Source organism: Acrocarpospora macrocephala (assembly GCF_009687865.1).
GTDB classification, from domain to species: Bacteria; Actinomycetota; Actinomycetes; order Streptosporangiales; family Streptosporangiaceae; genus Acrocarpospora; species Acrocarpospora macrocephala.
On record NZ_BLAE01000027.1, the window covers coordinates 26,398 to 42,334 of the forward strand.

11 protein-coding genes and 1 tRNA gene are annotated in these 15,937 nt (G+C 67.3%); 9 read left to right on the forward strand and 3 right to left on the reverse strand.

Annotated features, from left to right (window positions below):
* Positions 1–246 precede the first annotated feature (246 nt).
* Positions 247–335 (reverse strand) — tRNA-Leu (locus Amac_RS23275).
* A gap of 132 nt (positions 336–467) precedes the next feature.
* Here Amac_RS23275 and Amac_RS23280 point away from each other — a divergent pair.
* From Amac_RS23280 to Amac_RS23290, 3 genes are all read left to right on the forward strand, one after another.
* A complete protein-coding gene (locus Amac_RS23280) occupies positions 468–1,763 on the forward strand; it encodes a M20/M25/M40 family metallo-hydrolase (RefSeq protein ID WP_155356513.1) in 1,296 nt (431 codons plus the stop codon).
* 94 nt (positions 1,764–1,857) lie between these two features.
* Positions 1,858–2,415 carry a hypothetical protein gene (locus Amac_RS23285; RefSeq protein ID WP_246268603.1) on the forward strand — a complete coding sequence of 186 codons (558 nt, stop codon included), beginning with the start codon at positions 1,858–1,860 and terminating at the stop codon, positions 2,413–2,415.
* Positions 2,416–2,609: 194 nt separating this feature from the next.
* Positions 2,610–4,541, forward strand: a complete 1,932-nt coding sequence (locus Amac_RS23290) for a chaplin family protein (RefSeq protein ID WP_155356514.1) — start codon at positions 2,610–2,612, stop codon at positions 4,539–4,541.
* A 163-nt stretch (positions 4,542–4,704) separates the two neighbouring features.
* Here the strand turns inward: Amac_RS23290 and Amac_RS55295 are convergent, their stop codons facing one another.
* Positions 4,705–4,890 (reverse strand): DUF5703 family protein, encoded by a 186-nt coding sequence (locus Amac_RS55295; protein ID WP_155348430.1) that lies wholly within the window; start codon positions 4,888–4,890, stop codon positions 4,705–4,707.
* Between the two features lie 205 nt (positions 4,891–5,095).
* Between Amac_RS55295 and topA the strand changes: the two genes are divergently transcribed.
* A complete protein-coding gene (gene topA / locus Amac_RS23300; protein ID WP_155356515.1) occupies positions 5,096–7,756 on the forward strand; it encodes a type I DNA topoisomerase in 2,661 nt (886 codons plus the stop codon).
* A 300-nt stretch (positions 7,757–8,056) separates the two neighbouring features.
* The gene (locus tag Amac_RS23305) at positions 8,057–9,376 is read left to right on the forward strand and encodes an FAD-binding oxidoreductase (protein WP_155356516.1); all 1,320 of its coding nucleotides are present in this window, start codon (positions 8,057–8,059) and stop codon (positions 9,374–9,376) included.
* 47 nt (positions 9,377–9,423) lie between these two features.
* Here Amac_RS23305 and Amac_RS23310 read toward each other — a convergent pair whose 3' ends face one another.
* Complete coding sequence (locus Amac_RS23310; protein WP_155356517.1) at positions 9,424–10,701, reverse strand: metallophosphoesterase; 1,278 nt, start codon at positions 10,699–10,701, stop codon at positions 9,424–9,426.
* A gap of 144 nt (positions 10,702–10,845) precedes the next feature.
* On the opposite strand from Amac_RS23310, the gene Amac_RS23315 reads away from it, so the two are divergent.
* The 4 genes from Amac_RS23315 (at position 10,846) to tmk (ending at position 15,600) form a co-directional block, all read left to right on the forward strand.
* Complete coding sequence (locus Amac_RS23315; RefSeq protein ID WP_155356518.1) at positions 10,846–11,004, forward strand: hypothetical protein; 159 nt, start codon at positions 10,846–10,848, stop codon at positions 11,002–11,004.
* Positions 11,005–11,133: 129 nt separating this feature from the next.
* Entirely contained in the window at positions 11,134–12,525 is a 1,392-nt protein-coding gene (locus Amac_RS23320) for a uracil-xanthine permease family protein (protein WP_155356519.1), read from the forward strand.
* A gap of 11 nt (positions 12,526–12,536) precedes the next feature.
* Positions 12,537–13,283, forward strand: coding sequence for a cysteine hydrolase family protein (locus tag Amac_RS23325; protein ID WP_155356520.1), 747 nt, complete (start codon positions 12,537–12,539; stop codon positions 13,281–13,283).
* 262 nt (positions 13,284–13,545) lie between these two features.
* On the forward strand, positions 13,546–15,600 hold the full coding sequence (gene tmk / locus Amac_RS23330; protein WP_155356521.1) for a dTMP kinase: 2,055 nt from the start codon (positions 13,546–13,548) through the stop codon (positions 15,598–15,600).
* Positions 15,601–15,937 lie beyond the last annotated feature (337 nt).

Sequence of the window (15,937 nt, forward strand, 5' to 3'; positions counted from 1 at the left end):
GACGTACGGCTGCACGATCTCCAACACACCTGGGCGACGCTCGCTCTCAAGGCGGCGTGCCCGTGAAGGTCGTTCAGGAACGGCTCGGACATGCCAATTTGTCGATCATGTAGAAGATCTACGCGCACGTCATCAAGGGCATGCAGGCGGAAGCCGTCGAAACCGTGTCCGCTCTCTTCGTATGACGTCGATCAGGCTGCGTTGCAACCTCGACATGAAGAAAGCCCCGCTGAGCAGGGCTTTTCATGGTGTCCGAGGGGGGACTTGAACCCCCATGCCCATCACTGGGCACTAGCACCTCAAGCTAGCGCGTCTGCCTATTCCGCCACCCGGACGTGGTGCCTGCACGCGGGACCGTCATCCCGCGTCGGCTGTTAAAGGTTAGCACTCGCGGGCCTGTGGTTCATCCCGCTATCCGATCGGCCAGGATGGGAGGCGCAAGCCGTACCGACTCTGGAGGAAACAGGATGGCCGGCCTTGGTGAGGATGAAGTTGCAGGCCTGTGCGGCGATCTGATCCGGATCGATACGCGCAACGCGGGGGACAACGCGGGGCCGGGTGAGCGGGTCGCCGCGGAGTATGTGGCGGAGAAGCTCGCCGAAGTAGGGATCGAGGCGCGGATCCTGGAGAGCGATCGGGGGCGGGCCAATGTGGTGGCCCGGATCGCGGGGGAGGATTCGACGCGGGACGCGCTGGTGCTGCATGGGCATCTGGACGTGGTGCCCTTCGATCCGGGCGACTGGCGGGTGCATCCGCTGAGTGGAGAGATCGTCGACGGGTGCGTGTGGGGGCGCGGGGCCGTCGATATGAAGGATATGGACGCCATGATCCTGGCGGTCGTCCGGAAGCGGCTGAGCGAGAAGCGGCGCCCGCCGCGGGATGTCGTGCTCGTGTTCACCGCCGACGAGGAGGCGGGCGGGCGTTACGGCGCGCAGTGGCTGGTCGAGAAGCACGCGGACGTCTTCGAGGGATGCACCGAGGCGATCGGCGAGGTCGGCGGGTTCAGCGTGACCGTCGGGGAGCGGCAGCGGGTCTATCTCATCGAGGCGGCCGAGAAGGGCATCGCCTGGATGAAGCTGACCGCTACCGGTCGCGCGGGGCATGGATCCATGCTGAACAGCGAGAACGCGGTCACCGAGCTGGCCGAGGCGATCGGGCGGCTGGGCCGCTATGAATGGCCGGTACGGCTCACGCCCACGGTCCAGGCCTTCTTCCGCGAAGCGTTCGACATCGAGATCAAGGCCGACGACGCGGAACAGGCCGTCGCCAAGCTGGGACCGCTGGCCCGGATGGTCGGGGCGACACTGCGGAACACCGCCAATCCCACCATGCTCGACGCCGGATACAAGGCGAACGTGATCCCGCAGACGGCGACTGGGCATGTGGACGGGCGGTTCCTGCCGGGGTTCGAGGAGGAGTTCTTCGCCACCATCGACGAGCTGCTCGGGCCGAATGTGACCCGGGAGCACGTGTATCACGATGTCGCGGTCGAGACGGCCTTCGAGGGGCGGCTGGTCACGGCCATGTCGGAGGCGCTGCGGGCGGAGGATCCGTGGGCGAAGGCGGTGCCGTACACGCTGTCGGGGGGGACGGATCTGAAGGCGTTCAGCCGGCTGGGGCTGCGCGGGTTCGGGTTCGCGCCGCTGAGGTTGCCGCCGGAGTTGGACTTCTCAGGGATGTTCCATGGCATTGACGAGAGAGTTCCGGTGGATTCGCTCAAGTTTGGGGTCCGAGTTCTTGACCGGTTCCTCGATTACTGCTGAGAAAGCCGTTGCGTTGACGGTGGGTGGTGCTAACGTAACGCTCCGTTGAGGGGTTGATCCGCATCGGGCGGCTCGACGGAGTTCGGGAGGTCGCGTGGCACGCACGCAGGGGGTTCAGCAGGGGGCGGTTTCGCCCTCCGCTGACCTGTGCGTGCCCGCGGCCGACCGCCGTCCTGCCCGGGACGATCGGATGGCGCGGTTCGCGGCCGACTCCCGGCTTGCTCGTCTGCTGGTCATCGGCGGTCTGATCGCCGTCGGATGGCTGGTCGGCGTGATCTTCGGTGTCTTCGGCACGGCTTCGGCCGTGGCCGAGACGGCGCCCTCAGCTGTCGTCTCCGAGCCGGTGTCGCACACCGGCGGTTTCCCCACGGGCGGCGGCATCCACGCCTCGGTCAACGCCGAGGCGATGGCGGGTCGGAACGTCGACGGGCTGACCAGCCAGTCCACGCCCGTCCTGCCCGCTCCGTCCACCGCTGACCACACCCCGGGGAACGGTCTGATTCCCCAGAGCAGCGGTGGCTTGATCCTGTTCGGGGATGTCGCGAGGTCCTTCGCCGACCCGCGGCTCACGCACTCGCCCGCCCCACTGGCGGCGCTCGTGCCCCCTGTCGTCCGCACTGCGGCGGACGACCCTTCCTTCTCTCCTGACTGACCCCGCCTCCATACCGGTCCCTCGTCCAGAGCGACCGGTGGCGGAGCGTGCCCTTCGACTATCTCCGTCGAGCCGCTCCGACGCGGGTGACGCGGAAATCACACCACCCTCGCGACGTTCCACGCCTGCTGGCCTGGGACATCTCTCGCGAGCTGTCAGGTAACCCCCAAGAAGAACCACTAGGAGCATTCATCATGCGAACGTGGGCGAAGGGCTCAGCCCCCGCCGCGCTGCTCGCGGCCGGCGTCATGGCCCTCGGCAGCGGTACGGCTATGGCCGACACCTCCGGCACCAACTCCGTCGGTGGCGGCAACCAGGTCAACCTGCCCATCTCCCTGCCGATCGACATCAGCGGAAACGCGGTCGGCGTGGCGGGCGACGCGACCGCCGGGTCCAAGGGCGGCGCGTCCGTCGAGAACACCACTAAGGGCATTCCCGGCAAGACCTCCGGTAACGGCAGCGTGCTCGGCGGCAACCAGGTGAACGCGCCGATCAGCGCGCCGGTCAACGCCTGCGGCAACGCGGTGTCGCTGTTCGGTGGTTCCGACGCGGGCTGCCTGGGCGGCTCGTCGGTCAAGAACTCCGGCCAGGGCGGCGCCGGTGGCAACACCACCAACGGCGACCACAGCCTGCTCGGCGGCAACCAGATCACGGCGCCGATCAGCGCGCCCGTCAACGCCTGCGGCAACGCCATCGCGATCTTCGGGGACGCCGTCGCCGGGTGCAAGGGCGGCTCGTCGGTCAAGAACACCGGGGTCGGCCCGGGCGGCAACACCACCTCGGGGCGGTCCTCCGCGCTCGGCGGCAACCAGATCATCGCGCCGATCAGCGGCCCGATCAACATCTGCGGGAACACCGTCGCGATCTTCGGTGAGGCGTTCTCGGGCTGCAAGGGCGGCTCGTCGGTGACCAACACCGGCAAGCCCGGCAAGCCCCGACCTCGCTACCACACCGCCGCGGGCTCGACCGGGAACGACACCGACGGGCGGTTCGGGGCCGGCAGCGGCAACCAGGTGATCGCGCCGGTCAGCCTGCCCATCAACCTGTGCGGCAACTCCGTCGGCGGCGCCATCTCGGGCTGCAAGGGCGGCACCGACGTGCAGAACACCATGCCGGGCACGGCCGCCGGTGGCAACCGTACGGACGGGAAGTCCGGGGTGCTGGCCGGGAACCAGGTGGTCGCGCCGATCACCGCGCCCATCAACATCTGCGGCAACGCCGTGGCTATCGCGGGGGAGGCCTTCGCGGGCTGCATCGGGGGCTCGTCGGTGAAGAACGGCGGCAAGGGCGCCGGGGGCAACACCACGTCGGGGCGCTCGGGCGTGCTGGCGGGCAACCAGGTCGTGGCGCCGATCACGGCGCCGATCAACGCCTGCGGTAACGCGGTGGCCGCGCTGGGCGCCTCCGAGGCGCACTGCAAGGGCGGGGTCTCCGCCGATGGCGGGCCTGGCGGCGGCGGCAACCGTACTGACGGGAAGTCCGGGGTGCTGGCCGGGAACCAGGTCGTGGCGCCGATCACGGCGCCGATCAACGCCTGCGGCAACGCGGTCGCCGTCCTGGGTGACGCCGCCGCGGGCTGCCTGGGCGGCTCGCGGGTCGGCCCGGCCGCGGTGGCCCAGTCGGCCGTGGACGACGGCTACGCGTACTGGACCAAGAGCTGGGGCAAGGTCAACGCCGCCCAGGCGAGCGGCATGCTGCCCGGCCTGCCCTCGGTCCCGGCCCTGGCGGGGGTCAAGGACGTGGGCAACTTCACGCAGAAGATGAGCGCCGCGGGCCTGCCCGCGCTGCCGGTCGTGGGTGACCTGCCGAGCATGCTCGGCCTGCCCGCGCTGCCCGGCCTGCCTGGTCTGCCCGGTTCGCCCGCCGCTCCCGCGGCCCCGTCCCGTACGGCTGCCGCCGCCAGTCCGGTGAGCGATCTGGCCGGTTCGCTGCCGTTGGCGAGCTCGCTCGGCCAGGCGGCCGGTGCGCTGCCGGTCGGCGGTCTCGGCCTGATGAGCGCCGCCCAGCCGGTCGGCGTGACCGGGATGAACGCGGGCTCGCTGGCGGCCCTGCTGCTCGGCGCGATGTTCGCCGCCTCGGCGGCGCTCTTCGCCTCCACCCGTCGCTTTCGTCCCGGCCGGAGGTAACAAGGCCGTCGGTCGAAGGTAACGGTTTTCTCACCCTTATCCGGGTGACCACAGACGCTCCCCGCATCCAGCGGATGGGAGCAGAGAAGCTTTGCCCGTTCCGGGGGCGCGGCCCGGGACGGGCAAAGCCTTTTTCACGCGGAACTGGCGTGACTTGGGACGATCACATGGTTCGGGCGACACGTATGATCTTTCGCCGTAGGCGTACGCGCCGGCTTCCGTCGGGATACAGTCGCAGCCGGTCCAGTTCCCAATGCCCGTACTCCGCATGCTCGGTCAGTACCTGGCGGGCGGTTTCGCGTGATGTTCCGCGCGGCAAGTACAGATCCATGTAGGAGTACTCCTGCATCTGCGATTAGTCTCCCGTTGGGACGGTGGAACCTCTTGGGCTCTATTCTGCGTCCTCGTGGAGAGACGGGTCCAGGCGGTGACCGATCCGGGTAGCCCGTGGGGGTAGGACTACCGGAGACGGGTTACCGTCGAAACGGAGTCGGCAGAGTCACGACTCCGGTAAGTACGGGGATACGACAGCGAACAGCGAGGTAGGTAGCAGCGTGCCAGCCAACAACGGCAACGCCGGCGGAACCCGCCTGGTGATCGTCGAGTCGCCCGCGAAGGCGAAGACGATCGCTGGGTACCTCGGGCGCGGCTACATCGTGGAATCCAGCATCGGTCACATCCGTGACCTGCCAGGCAAGGCCGACGACATCCCGGAAAAGTACAGGGGAGAGTCGTGGGCCAAACTCGGCGTGAACGTAGACCACGATTTCGAGCCGCTGTACGTCGTGAATCCGGACAAGAGGTCCCAGGTAACGAAGCTCCGGGCGCTCCTCAAGGACGCCGACGAGCTCTACCTCGCGACGGACGAGGACCGCGAGGGCGAGGCCATCGCGTGGCACCTGCGCGAGGTGCTCAAGCCCAAGGTCCCGGTGCACCGCATGGTGTTCCACGAGATCACGCCGCAGGCGATCCAGGACGCGGTCTCCAACCCGCGTGACCTGGACCTGCGGCTTGTCGACGCCCAGGAAACCCGGCGAATTCTCGACCGTTTGTACGGATACGAGGTCAGCCCGGTCCTGTGGAAGAAGGTCAAGCCCCGGCTGTCGGCCGGGCGAGTGCAGTCGGTCGCGACCCGGCTCGTGGTCGAGCGGGAACGCGACAGGATGGCGTTCACGTCGGCGGCCTACTGGGATCTGGCCGCCGTCTTCGACACCGGCCGCAAGGCCGACGACCCGAGCCGGTTCGGCGCGACGTTGACCGGTGTGGCCGGTAAGCGGGTCGCGCAGGGGCGTGACTTCGCCTCCACCGGGCAGCTGAAGAACGGCGATGTCCTGCATCTGGACGAAGCGGCGGCGACCTCGCTGGCGGGGCGGCTGGCCGGGGCGTCGTACGCGGTGCGGTCGGTTGAGCGCAAGCCGTACACGCGGAAGCCGTACGCGCCGTTCCGGACGACCACATTGCAGCAGGAGGCCAGCCGGAAGCTGGGGTTCTCCGCGAAGTACACGATGCAGGTGGCGCAGAAGCTGTACGAGAACGGCTTCATCACCTACATGCGAACCGACAGCATCACGCTGTCGGAGACCGCGGTGGCGGCGGCGCGGAGCCAGGCGGTCAAGTTGTACGGCTCGGCGTATGTGCCGGACAAGCCGCGGGTGTACGCGAGCAAGGTCAAGAACGCTCAGGAGGCGCACGAGGCGATCCGGCCATCCGGGGAGGAATTCCGCACGCCTGGCGAGACCGGGCTCTCTGGGGACATGTTCCGGCTGTACGAGCTGATCTGGCAGCGGACCGTGGCTTCGCAGATGAAGGACGCGGTGGGCGAGTCGGTGTCGGTGAAGGTCCTCGCCGATCGGGAGGAGGCCGAGTTCAGCGCCACCGGGCGGACGATCACGTTCCACGGGTTCCTCAAGGCGTACGTGGAAGGGGCCGATGATCCGTCCACGGATCGGGACGACTCCGAGAAGCGGCTGCCGAACCTGGCCGAAGGGGACGCGCTGACCGCGCTGGAGCTCAACGTGGCCGGTCACGCGACCAAGCCGCCCGCGCGATACACCGAGGCGTCGCTGGTCAAGGAGCTGGAAGATCGGGAGATCGGACGGCCCTCGACGTATGCGTCGATCATCGGAACGATCCTGGATCGCGGGTATGTGTTCAAGAAGGGCACGGCGCTGGTGCCGTCGTTCCTGGCGTTCGCGGTGAACAACCTGCTTGAGCAGCATTTCGGGAATCTGGTCGACTACGACTTCACGGCCGAGATGGAGAAGGTGCTCGACGACATCGCCAATGATCGGGCGGAGCGGGTGCCGGAGTTGCGGCGCTTCTACTTCGGCGAGGGCGAGGGGGACGAGGGCCTCAAGGAGATGGTCAGCGATCTTGGCGACATCGACGCCAAGGAGATCAGCTCGTTCCCGATCCGGGGGAGTGACATCGTGATCCGGGTGGGGCGGTTCGGGCCCTATCTGGATCGGGACGGGGCTCGGGTCAATGTGCCGGAGGACATGACGCCGGATGAGCTCACGGCGGAGAAGGCCGAGGAGTTGTTCGCGCGGCCGAGCACTACGCGTGAGCTGGGTAAGGATCCGGAGACCGGGTTCGTGATCCAGGCGCGGGACGGGAAGTACGGGCCGTATGTCACGGAGGTGCTGCCGGAGCCGGTGCCTGCCGCGGATGGGGCCAAGAAGCGGACGAAGAAGGCGGATGTTCCCAAGCCGCGGATCAGTTCGTTGTTCAAGTCGATGGATCTGCAGGAGATCACGCTTGAGGATGCGCTGATGTTGCTGACGATTCCCCGGGTGGTTGGGGAGATCGAGGGCGAAGAGGTCGTGGCGTATAACGGGCAGTTCGGGCCGTACATCAAGAAGGGGACTGATTCTCGGTCGTTGGGGGCTGAGGAGGAGCTGCTCACGGTGACGATCGAGCAGGCCAAGGCGTTGTTCGCGCAGCCGAAGCCGCGGGGGCGTGGGCGGGCTGCGGCGCCGCCGTTGCGGGAGTTGGGGGATGATCCCAACTCGAATAAGCCGGTTGTGGTGAAGGACGGGCGGTTCGGGCCGTACGTGACGGATGGGGTTACCAACGCGTCCTTGCGTAAGGGGGACACGGTGGAGGAGATCACGATCGCGCGGGCGGCTGAGTTGCTGGCGGAGCGGCGGGCGCGGGAGCCTGCGCCCAAGCCGAAGCGGGCTACGCGGGCGCGGCCGGCGGCGACGAAGAAGTAGCTTTGCTGGGTGGTTCTGGGCTCGTGGCCGTTGCTGGCTGCGGGCCCTGACCTTTGGGGGCGCCGGTGCGCCTGAACCCTTTTTCCCTGGTTGATATTGGCTGATATTTCGGGCTAAGGGGTTGGGGGTCCGGGGGTCTTTGTGGGTTCTCGTGTGGTTGATGGCTTTTGTGGGTTGGGGTTGCCTGGTGGTTAGGGTGGCGTTGACCTGCGGATAAGTGGGGGAGATTCTGTCGGAGGCGGTGTCTAGGGTCGTCGGGTAGGAACAACGTGTCCCCCTATTCGACTCGTGGAGCCGGGCATGACCTTGAACGATCTGCGCCAGACGATCAAAGGCCGCGTGGTGTTGCGTGGCGATGAATGTTTTGACGAGGCCAGGAAGCCGTGGAACCGGGCGATCGATCAGTGGGTGCTGGCGGTGGTGGAGGCCTACGACGCCGATGACGTGGCCACTCTGGTGACGTACGCGCGGCAGGAGCGGTTGACCGTCGCCGCGCAGCGGGCTGGGCATCGGCCCAGCGGGGACGTGGATGGTGTGATCCTGCTGCGGACCGATCGGTTGAACGATGTGGCGGTCGATCCTGTGACGCGTACGGCTCGGGTCGGCGCGGGGGCGACCTGGGGTCAGGTTCTGGCGGCGGCCAGCCCGCATGGGCTGACCGGCCTGGTCTGCAGCTCTGCCACGGTCGGCGCGCTCGGCGCTGTTCTGAGCGGGGGTGTCGGCTGGTTCGGCCGCAAGTACGGCTTCGCCGCGAACACCGTCCGGGCCTTCGACGCGGTGGACGCCGACGGGCTTCCGGTCAGGGTGACGCCGGAAACCGATCCCGATCTGTTCTGGGCGCTGCGCGGGGGCGGCGGTGACTTCGCCGTCGTCACCGCGATGGAGTTCGACCTCCCGCCCGCTCCGAAGTTGTACGGCGGGCGGATGCTCTGGGCGGCTGATCGGGCTTCTTACGTTCTGGACGCCTATCGTGAGGTCACCGCGACGGCTCCCGAGGACCTGGCGGTTTGGTTCAATCTGTTCCAGCCGCCCGATGCCGCGCCCTCGGTCGCTGTCGATGTGACGTTTCTGGGGGAAGCTGGTGAGGCGCAGAGATTGCTGAGTCGCCTCGAAGCGGTTGAGGGGGTGATCTCGGATAATCGTGGCGTCATGCCGGTAGAGGAGTTGGGCGGCATTTGCGCCGAACCCATTGAGCCGAGCCCTGGGCTGTGGCGCAGCGAACTTCTCACCGTCCTGGACGACACGGTGGCCCAGCTCCTGCTCGCCAACGCCAAGTCCATGGAGCCGCTGACCAGCCTGCAACTCCGCCAGCTCGGCGGAGCCGTAGCTGTGGATCGGCCTGATGGAGGGGTGGTTCCGCCCTTGATCGAGCCCTTCCTGCTCTCCATGTTCGGAGTTCCGTCGGATCCCGAGGCCAGGATCGCCGTCGAGGCCAAGATGGCGGAGATGGCGGGTGCTTTTGAGGGGTATGTCAGCGGGACCAAGCCGTATATGTGCTTGGCTCCTGGCGAGGACGCATCCAAGGCTTTCCCGGAAGCTACACTGCTCCGGCTGCGCGAGCTGAAGCGTAGCCGCGATCCGCATAACGTCTTTCGCGGCAATTTCCCGATCTTGCGATAGCGGCGAACGGGCCGACCGTCTGTGGGGGGCGGCGGCCCGTGGGGTGGTTATGGGTGGAGTTCGAGTAGAGAGATTTCTGGAGGGGCGCCTATGCGGACTGGAGGGCCCCAGAAGCCGGCGCCGCGGGTGACGTAGATCTGGGTTCCGTCGACTACGTCGAGGCCTTGGACGACTGGTTGTTGTAGGGGGACGATGAGGTTGAAGGGGGCCATTTGGCCGCCGTGGGTGTGGCCGGAGAGTTGTAGGTCGACGCCGTAGTTTGCGGCGTCGTGGACTTGGACCGGCTGGTGGGAGAGGAGCACGACTGGGCGTGTGGTGTCTCGTCCGGTGAGGGCGTTGGCCATGTTGGGGCCGTCGTCCATGGTGGTGCCGTTGATGTCGTTCACGCCGGCCAGGTCGAGGGTGGCGCCTGCGTGAGAGATCTCTACGCGTTCGTTGCGCAATGAGCGCACGCCAAGCGTGTTGAGCTCGTCGATCCACTCCTTTGGTCCGTTGGCGGTGTAGTACTCGTGGTTTCCTGTGACGAAATATGACCCATAGCGTGATTCGAGGTTCCGCAGGGGGCGGGCCAGTGGGCCCAGTTCGGCGACCGTTCCGTCTACCAGGTCGCCAACGATCGCGACGATGTCGGCCTCCAGGCCATTGATCATTCGGACGATTCGTTCGGTGTGGTTGATGCCGGTGAGCGGGCCGAGATGGATATCGCTCACGACGGCGATGCGGAAACCGTTCATCCGCGGATCCAGCCGGGCCAGCCGTACGGGGACTCGCTCGATGATGGGATCGCCCAAGGCGGTGCGCATGCCGTACCCGACCGTGGCGATCGCCCCCACGCCTGCGACGGCGGCAGCCGTACGAGAAAGGAACAGGCGTCGGTCGAGTTGTGGCAGGACAGGGCTCTCGTCAGGCGCGATCTCGACGGGCGGCGCGCCGCCGGCGGGCACCGGAACCGGGAGCGCCTGGCTCGGCTTGTGCTCGCGGCGCCTGAGGATGATCAGTGCGATCGCCCTGGGAATCTCCAGCACGAGCAGGATGACCGCCAGGTAGAACATGATCGCCAACCAGAGGTACCCAGGCCAGGCGAGTGCGTGTCCCGTCTCCGAGGGGAAGATCCTGGTGCCGATCAAGGCCGCAACCAGCAGCCCGGCGAGCACGACCAGCGTCCATGTCAGGATCCGCCTGTTCCGCCCTGGGGCCGTGGTCCCCCGGATCAGCCGCCGCCACAAGTAGTAGTGGATCCCAAAGACCGCAACCAGAACGAAAGCGAGAAATCCCACGACCTGCCCCACTCCGACCTCCGCCGCCCCGGGCGGGCCGGCCGCCATGTCCCCCGCAATGCTACGAGCCACCCGGCGGCCCAGCCGCAGCCTCTCAGCTGCCCCTCAGGATCCCCCGTCACCCCGCCAGCCGGCCGGTGCGCCATCGCGAACGGCCCGGCCTGCTTGCGGACATCAACCGAGTGCCCGATCTTGCCGGAGCATGGACCGTGGGCGACCGCGGCGGTCCGCGTCTTCGGCGGCATCGTCACCGACGCCCGCAAGGTGATCATTGGCGCGCTGCTGGGCTTCCTGCTCGGCTGGATCGGGTTCGGCCGAGGCGATCGCGAGTTCAATGTCGTTGAATCATGACGCTGGATTTGCAGCCAAATTTCAACACTGCTGTAACATTGACGCCTTTCGGGGCGCGTAAGCCACGTGATAGGACTTCATCTGTACTGAAGTCGGTACAATCACACCGCATACAGATCGGTGATCAACATGGACCAAGCCCCGTCGGCAACTTTGGCCATCGGCATCGAACAGCGACTCTCGGCCCCCAGGACCGGGCTGTTCGGCCTTCAGCACCTGCTCGCCCTCACCGGAATCTGGATCTTCCCGGTGCTCATCGGCCAGTCCCTGCAGCTGTCGCAGGTGCAGGTGAGCTACATCGTCCAGGGTTGTTTCCTGATGACGGGGATCATCACCGTCCTCCAGTCGAGCCGCCTGCTGAAGCTGCCCATCGTCCAAGGCCCCACCGCCGGGTTCTTCGTCGCCCTCAGCGCGGCAGGCGCCACCTTCGGGCTCGGCACCGCCTTCGGGTCCATGATGGTGGCCGGGCTGATCTGCATGGCCCTCAGCATCCCGATCAAGCAGTTCGGGCTGTTCGGTCACATCTCCAAGCTCTCCTCCTCGCCCATCGTCTTCGGCACGCTGTTCGTCATCATCGGCGCGCAACTGGCCAGCATCGGCGTGAGCGGCTGGTTCGGGGTGTCGGGAACCCCCGGATATGGGGCGCCCAACTTCTGGGTCAGCGTCGTCACCGTCATCACGGTGCTCGGCTGCCTGATCTTCGGGGGCAACTCGGTGGTACGGCGCGCGGCGATCGTCTGGGGCATCGCCGCCGGGACCCTGGTCGCGGCGGTCGCCGGCCTGTGGACCCCGTCCGGCGCCGGGTCCGTTCCGCTCGTTCACGCCCCGACCTGGCTGCCCTTCGGGTTCGGCGTCGAGTGGTCGGTCGTCGTCGTGATGATGCTCGCCTTCTTCCAGGCCGGCGCCGAGTCCGCCGGGATGTACAGCCTCGTCGGTAGCTGGGGTGGGCAGCGGGTCGGGCTGAGCCGTACCAACCGGGGCCTGTTCACGGAGTTTTTCGGTACGACGGTGGGCTCGCTCTTCGGCGGGATCGGCACCACGTCCTACCCGGAGAACGCCGGGATTGTCCGGGTCACCGGCGTGGGCAGCCGCTTCGTGACGGCCGCGGCGGGTGGCGCGGCCATCGTGCTGGCGTTCATCCCGGGCATCAGCCTGTTCATCGCCGGGCTGCCCTCGCCTGTCCTGTCGGCCGCGTCCACGATCCTTTTCGGGATCATCGCGATGAGCGGCGTGCAGTTGCTCTCCACGGTCGAATGGGATGACCTGAACCTGGCCGTCGCGGCGCCGGCGTTCATCATCGCCCTGGGGCTCCAGTTCCTGCCCGCCAGTATCATGGCCGGGATCTCCCCGAGCGTCGCCGCCATCGTCGGCAGCCCGATGATGCTCGGGATCATCATGCTGGTAGTCCTCCACCTGATCGTAAACGTCGGCATCCGGCCGATGCTCGAGCGCGGGAGGCCCGCGGACGCCGTACCGCCCGCGGTCACCGCGCTGGCCGTCCCGCCCTCGTCGAACGTCTGAAGGCCCACACCATGCCCCATCACTACGTCTACGAAGAACGCAGGCCGCTGCCGGACGACGGCCGCTACCACGACTTCGTCGTGCCGGACAGGACCGCTGTCGTCTCCATCGACATGCACCAGGGGCACCTCTCGGACTCGCCGCTGTGCCCCTGTCCCGCCCCCAGGGGGCGCGACATCGTCGCGGGGATCGACGACTTCCACCGGGAGGCGAGGGCGGCCGGCATCCCGATCATCCACGTACGGTCGGAGTTGCGCTCCTCCGGTGTCGACGACGTACGTGGCATTCCGAGCGCCTGGCGCACGACGTTCCCCGAGTTTGTCGGCGACATCCCGAACGCGGCGGAGCACGCGCTCGCCGGCAGCCCGTGGACCGCGTTCGCCACCGAGATCGACCCACGGGACGAGATCGTCACCGGCAAGAAGCGCCTGTCCGCCTTCTACCCCACCGACCTGGACTTCCTGCTCCGGCAGATGGGTGTCACGGCTGTGGCGCTCGACGGCATCATGGCCGACTGCTGTGTGCTCAACACCGCCTTCGACGCCTCCAACCTCGGCTACCGCGTCCTCGTGGCCCGCGATCTCGTCCGCGGCACGGACGAGCGGCTCGAACGGGCCGCCCTGAGCATGATGTCGCTGCACATGGCCCTGGTCATGGACGCGGACGACATCCTCGACGCCTGGGGCGCCACCACCGACCGGCTACCTCCAGGGCCTGAGAATCCGAGATCAGCCCGCCCCGTACGTGGGGTCGGTTGATTGGGGTTGGGGTCTATCTGGTGGGTGTGAGCAGCCGGAACGGGTGTGGCGGGCTGGGGGATTGATCGAGGTCAGGGGCTGGCTGGCTGAGGTGAGCAGGGGGAATGGAGGGGCGGAGGGGCTAGAAAAAGGGGATGACGATCGCGTTGACCTGACTGCGCTAGACAGCTGTGACGTAATACCCTCAGGCGATGAGCAGGCGGGGCAAATCCGGCCCGCTCACACCCCCCAAGCCCAGCGAACACCTGGATACGCTGACATCATGAGCTCCCCTGGCCGGGCGGTCCCTCGCCGCAAGCCGCCGCATGTGCTGGCGAACGCGCCTTTCCGCAGGTTGTGGACGGCGATGTCGGTCTGCAGCCTCGGTGACTGGCTCAACATCATCGCGCTCACGGCCCTCGCCGGTAACCTCACGCAGGACGACGGTTACCAGACGCAGAGCCTGGCCATCGGCGGTGTCTTCATCGCCAAGATGCTGCCCGCGATCCTGCTTGGCCCGGTGGCCGGAGCCTTCGCCGACCGGTTCGACCGGCGCCTCACCATGGTCCTGGCGGACGTCTCCCGGTTCGCCGTCGTGCTGTCGATTCCGCTGGTCGGCAGCTACCAGTGGATCGTGATCGCGACATTCCTGGTCGAATGCGTGAACCTGTTCTGGGTTCCGGCCAAGGACGCGACCGTCCCCAATCTGGTGCCCAAGGATCGGCTGGAGGAGGCCAACCAGCTGAACCTGCTCGTCACGTACGGCACCGCGCCGCTGGCCGCTGCGCTGTTCGCGCTCCTGTCGGTGACGGTGAACGTGATCGGCTCGTTGACGCCGTCGTTCAGCGGGCAGCCCACGGATCTGGCGTTGGGGATCAACGCGCTGGCGTACCTGGTGTCGGCTGGGTTGATTTTCACGTTACGTGACATTCCGAAGGGGCATGTCGGGGCCGCGGCGCCGTCGGTGCTCCGGCAGATCGTGGAGGGATGGCGGTTCGTGGGTGCGAACCGTACCGTCCGGGGATTGATCATTGGGATGTTGGGGGCGTTCGCCGCGGGTGGGGCCGTGGTGGGGGTCGCCAAGACGTACGTGGAGGTGCTTGGGGGAGGCGACGCCGCGTATGGAACCGTGTTCGGGGCCGTCTTCGTCGGGATGGCGCTGGGCATGTTCTTCGGGTTGCGGCTGCTGAGGGAGCTGTCGCGGCGGCGGTTGTTCGGGTTGTCGATCATTCTCGCGGGCACCGTGCTGGTGGCGATCGCGCTTGTCCACAACCTGGTGATCGTGGTCATGCTCACGGTGGTGCTGGGAGCGTGCGCGGGGATCGCCTGGATCATCGGGTACACGATGATCGGGCTCGAAGTCGAAGATCAGTTGCGGGGGCGGACGTTCTCGTTCCTGCAGTCGCTGGCCCGCGTGGTGCTGCTCCTGGTGGTCGCGTTCGGGTCCACGCTGGCGGGGCTGTTCGGCAGCCATCCGTTCACGATCGGCGGGATGAGTTACCGTTTCGACGGGTCCAACCTGGTGATGCTCATCGGGGCGCTGGTCGCGGTGATCGTGGGCGTGCTCGCGCTCAGGCACATGGACGATCGGCGTGGCATTCCGATCAGCGTCGATCTGCTGGCCGCGTTGCGGGGCGAGAAGTTCGTGCCCGCTGAGGACGAGCAGGCGCGCGGCATGTTCATCGCGTTCGAGGGCGGGGAGGGTTCGGGCAAGACCACACAATCCCGGCTGCTCGCCATCTGGCTGCGCGACCAGGGCTTCGATGTCGTCCAGACGCGCGAGCCCGGTTCGACCAAGATTGGCATGCGGCTGCGGGCGATCCTGCTCGACTCCACCCATCAAGGGCTTTCCGCCCGCGCGGAAACCCTGCTGTACGCGGCTGACCGGGCCGAACACGTAGAAAAGGTCATCCGCCCGGCTTTGTACCGGAATTCGATGGTCGTCTGTGATCGATATGTGGATTCGTCCCTCGCGTACCAGGGCGCCGGGCGTTCCCTCGACACCGAGGACGTGGCCAAGGTCAACGCCTGGGCCACCGGCGGCCTGGTCCCCGACCTGACCGTCCTCATCGACGTCCCCCCCTCGGTGGGCCTGCGCCGCTTCGCCTCCCCCGCGGACCGCATCGAATCCGAACCAATGGACTTCCACGAACGAGTCCGCCGCGAATTCCGCTCCCTCGCCACGGCCGAGCCCGACCGCTATTTCGTCGTCGACGGCACCCTCGCTCAGACCGACGTCACCCGCTTGATCCAGGACAAGGTCCGAGAAATCCTTCCTGACCCTGTCCCACTTGAGGCAGAGGCCAACACGGGGACCATGCCGGCCATTCGCGATTAGGCAGTCCCGGCAGAGCGCGCGCGAAGCCAGGCGGAGCGTGTGGGCTGTTCTGGAGGGCGAAGCCCCGGAGGGCCGTCAGTTCCGGGTGAACCCTATGGGGCAGTTTGTAGGGCGAAGCCCGCAGGGCGGTCTGGAGGGCGAAGCCTCTCGGGCAGGCAGTTCTGGGGAGCTGCGGAGAGCGGGCGGAGCTTGTGGGGGCATTCTTTGGTGGCAACGCCCGGCGGCGGTCAGTTCCGGGCGAAGCCCCGGGGGACGGGTAGTCCGGGCGAAGCCCCGGAGAGCGGGCGGGGCCGGGCGGAGCCCGGGGAAACAATAAAGGGTGGGTGGGTGGGAGAAC

Bases quoted from the DNA above. Each gene is read 5' to 3' on its own strand.
- Amac_RS23290 (WP_155356514.1), top strand. From the start codon at position 2,610: ATGCGAACGTGGGCGAAGGGCTCAGCCCCCGCCGCGCTGCTCGCGGCC.
- Amac_RS23325 (WP_155356520.1), top strand. From the start codon at position 12,537: ATGCCCCATCACTACGTCTACGAAGAACGCAGGCCGCTGCCGGACGAC.
- Amac_RS23310 (WP_155356517.1), bottom strand. From the start codon at position 10,701: ATGGCGGCCGGCCCGCCCGGGGCGGCGGAGGTCGGAGTGGGGCAGGTC.
- Amac_RS23305 (WP_155356516.1), top strand. From the start codon at position 8,057: ATGACCTTGAACGATCTGCGCCAGACGATCAAAGGCCGCGTGGTGTTG.
- Amac_RS23280 (WP_155356513.1), top strand. From the start codon at position 468: ATGGCCGGCCTTGGTGAGGATGAAGTTGCAGGCCTGTGCGGCGATCTG.
- tmk (WP_155356521.1), top strand. From the start codon at position 13,546: ATGAGCTCCCCTGGCCGGGCGGTCCCTCGCCGCAAGCCGCCGCATGTG.
- Amac_RS55295 (WP_155348430.1), bottom strand. From the start codon at position 4,890: ATGCAGGAGTACTCCTACATGGATCTGTACTTGCCGCGCGGAACATCA.
- Amac_RS23320 (WP_155356519.1), top strand. From the start codon at position 11,134: ATGGACCAAGCCCCGTCGGCAACTTTGGCCATCGGCATCGAACAGCGA.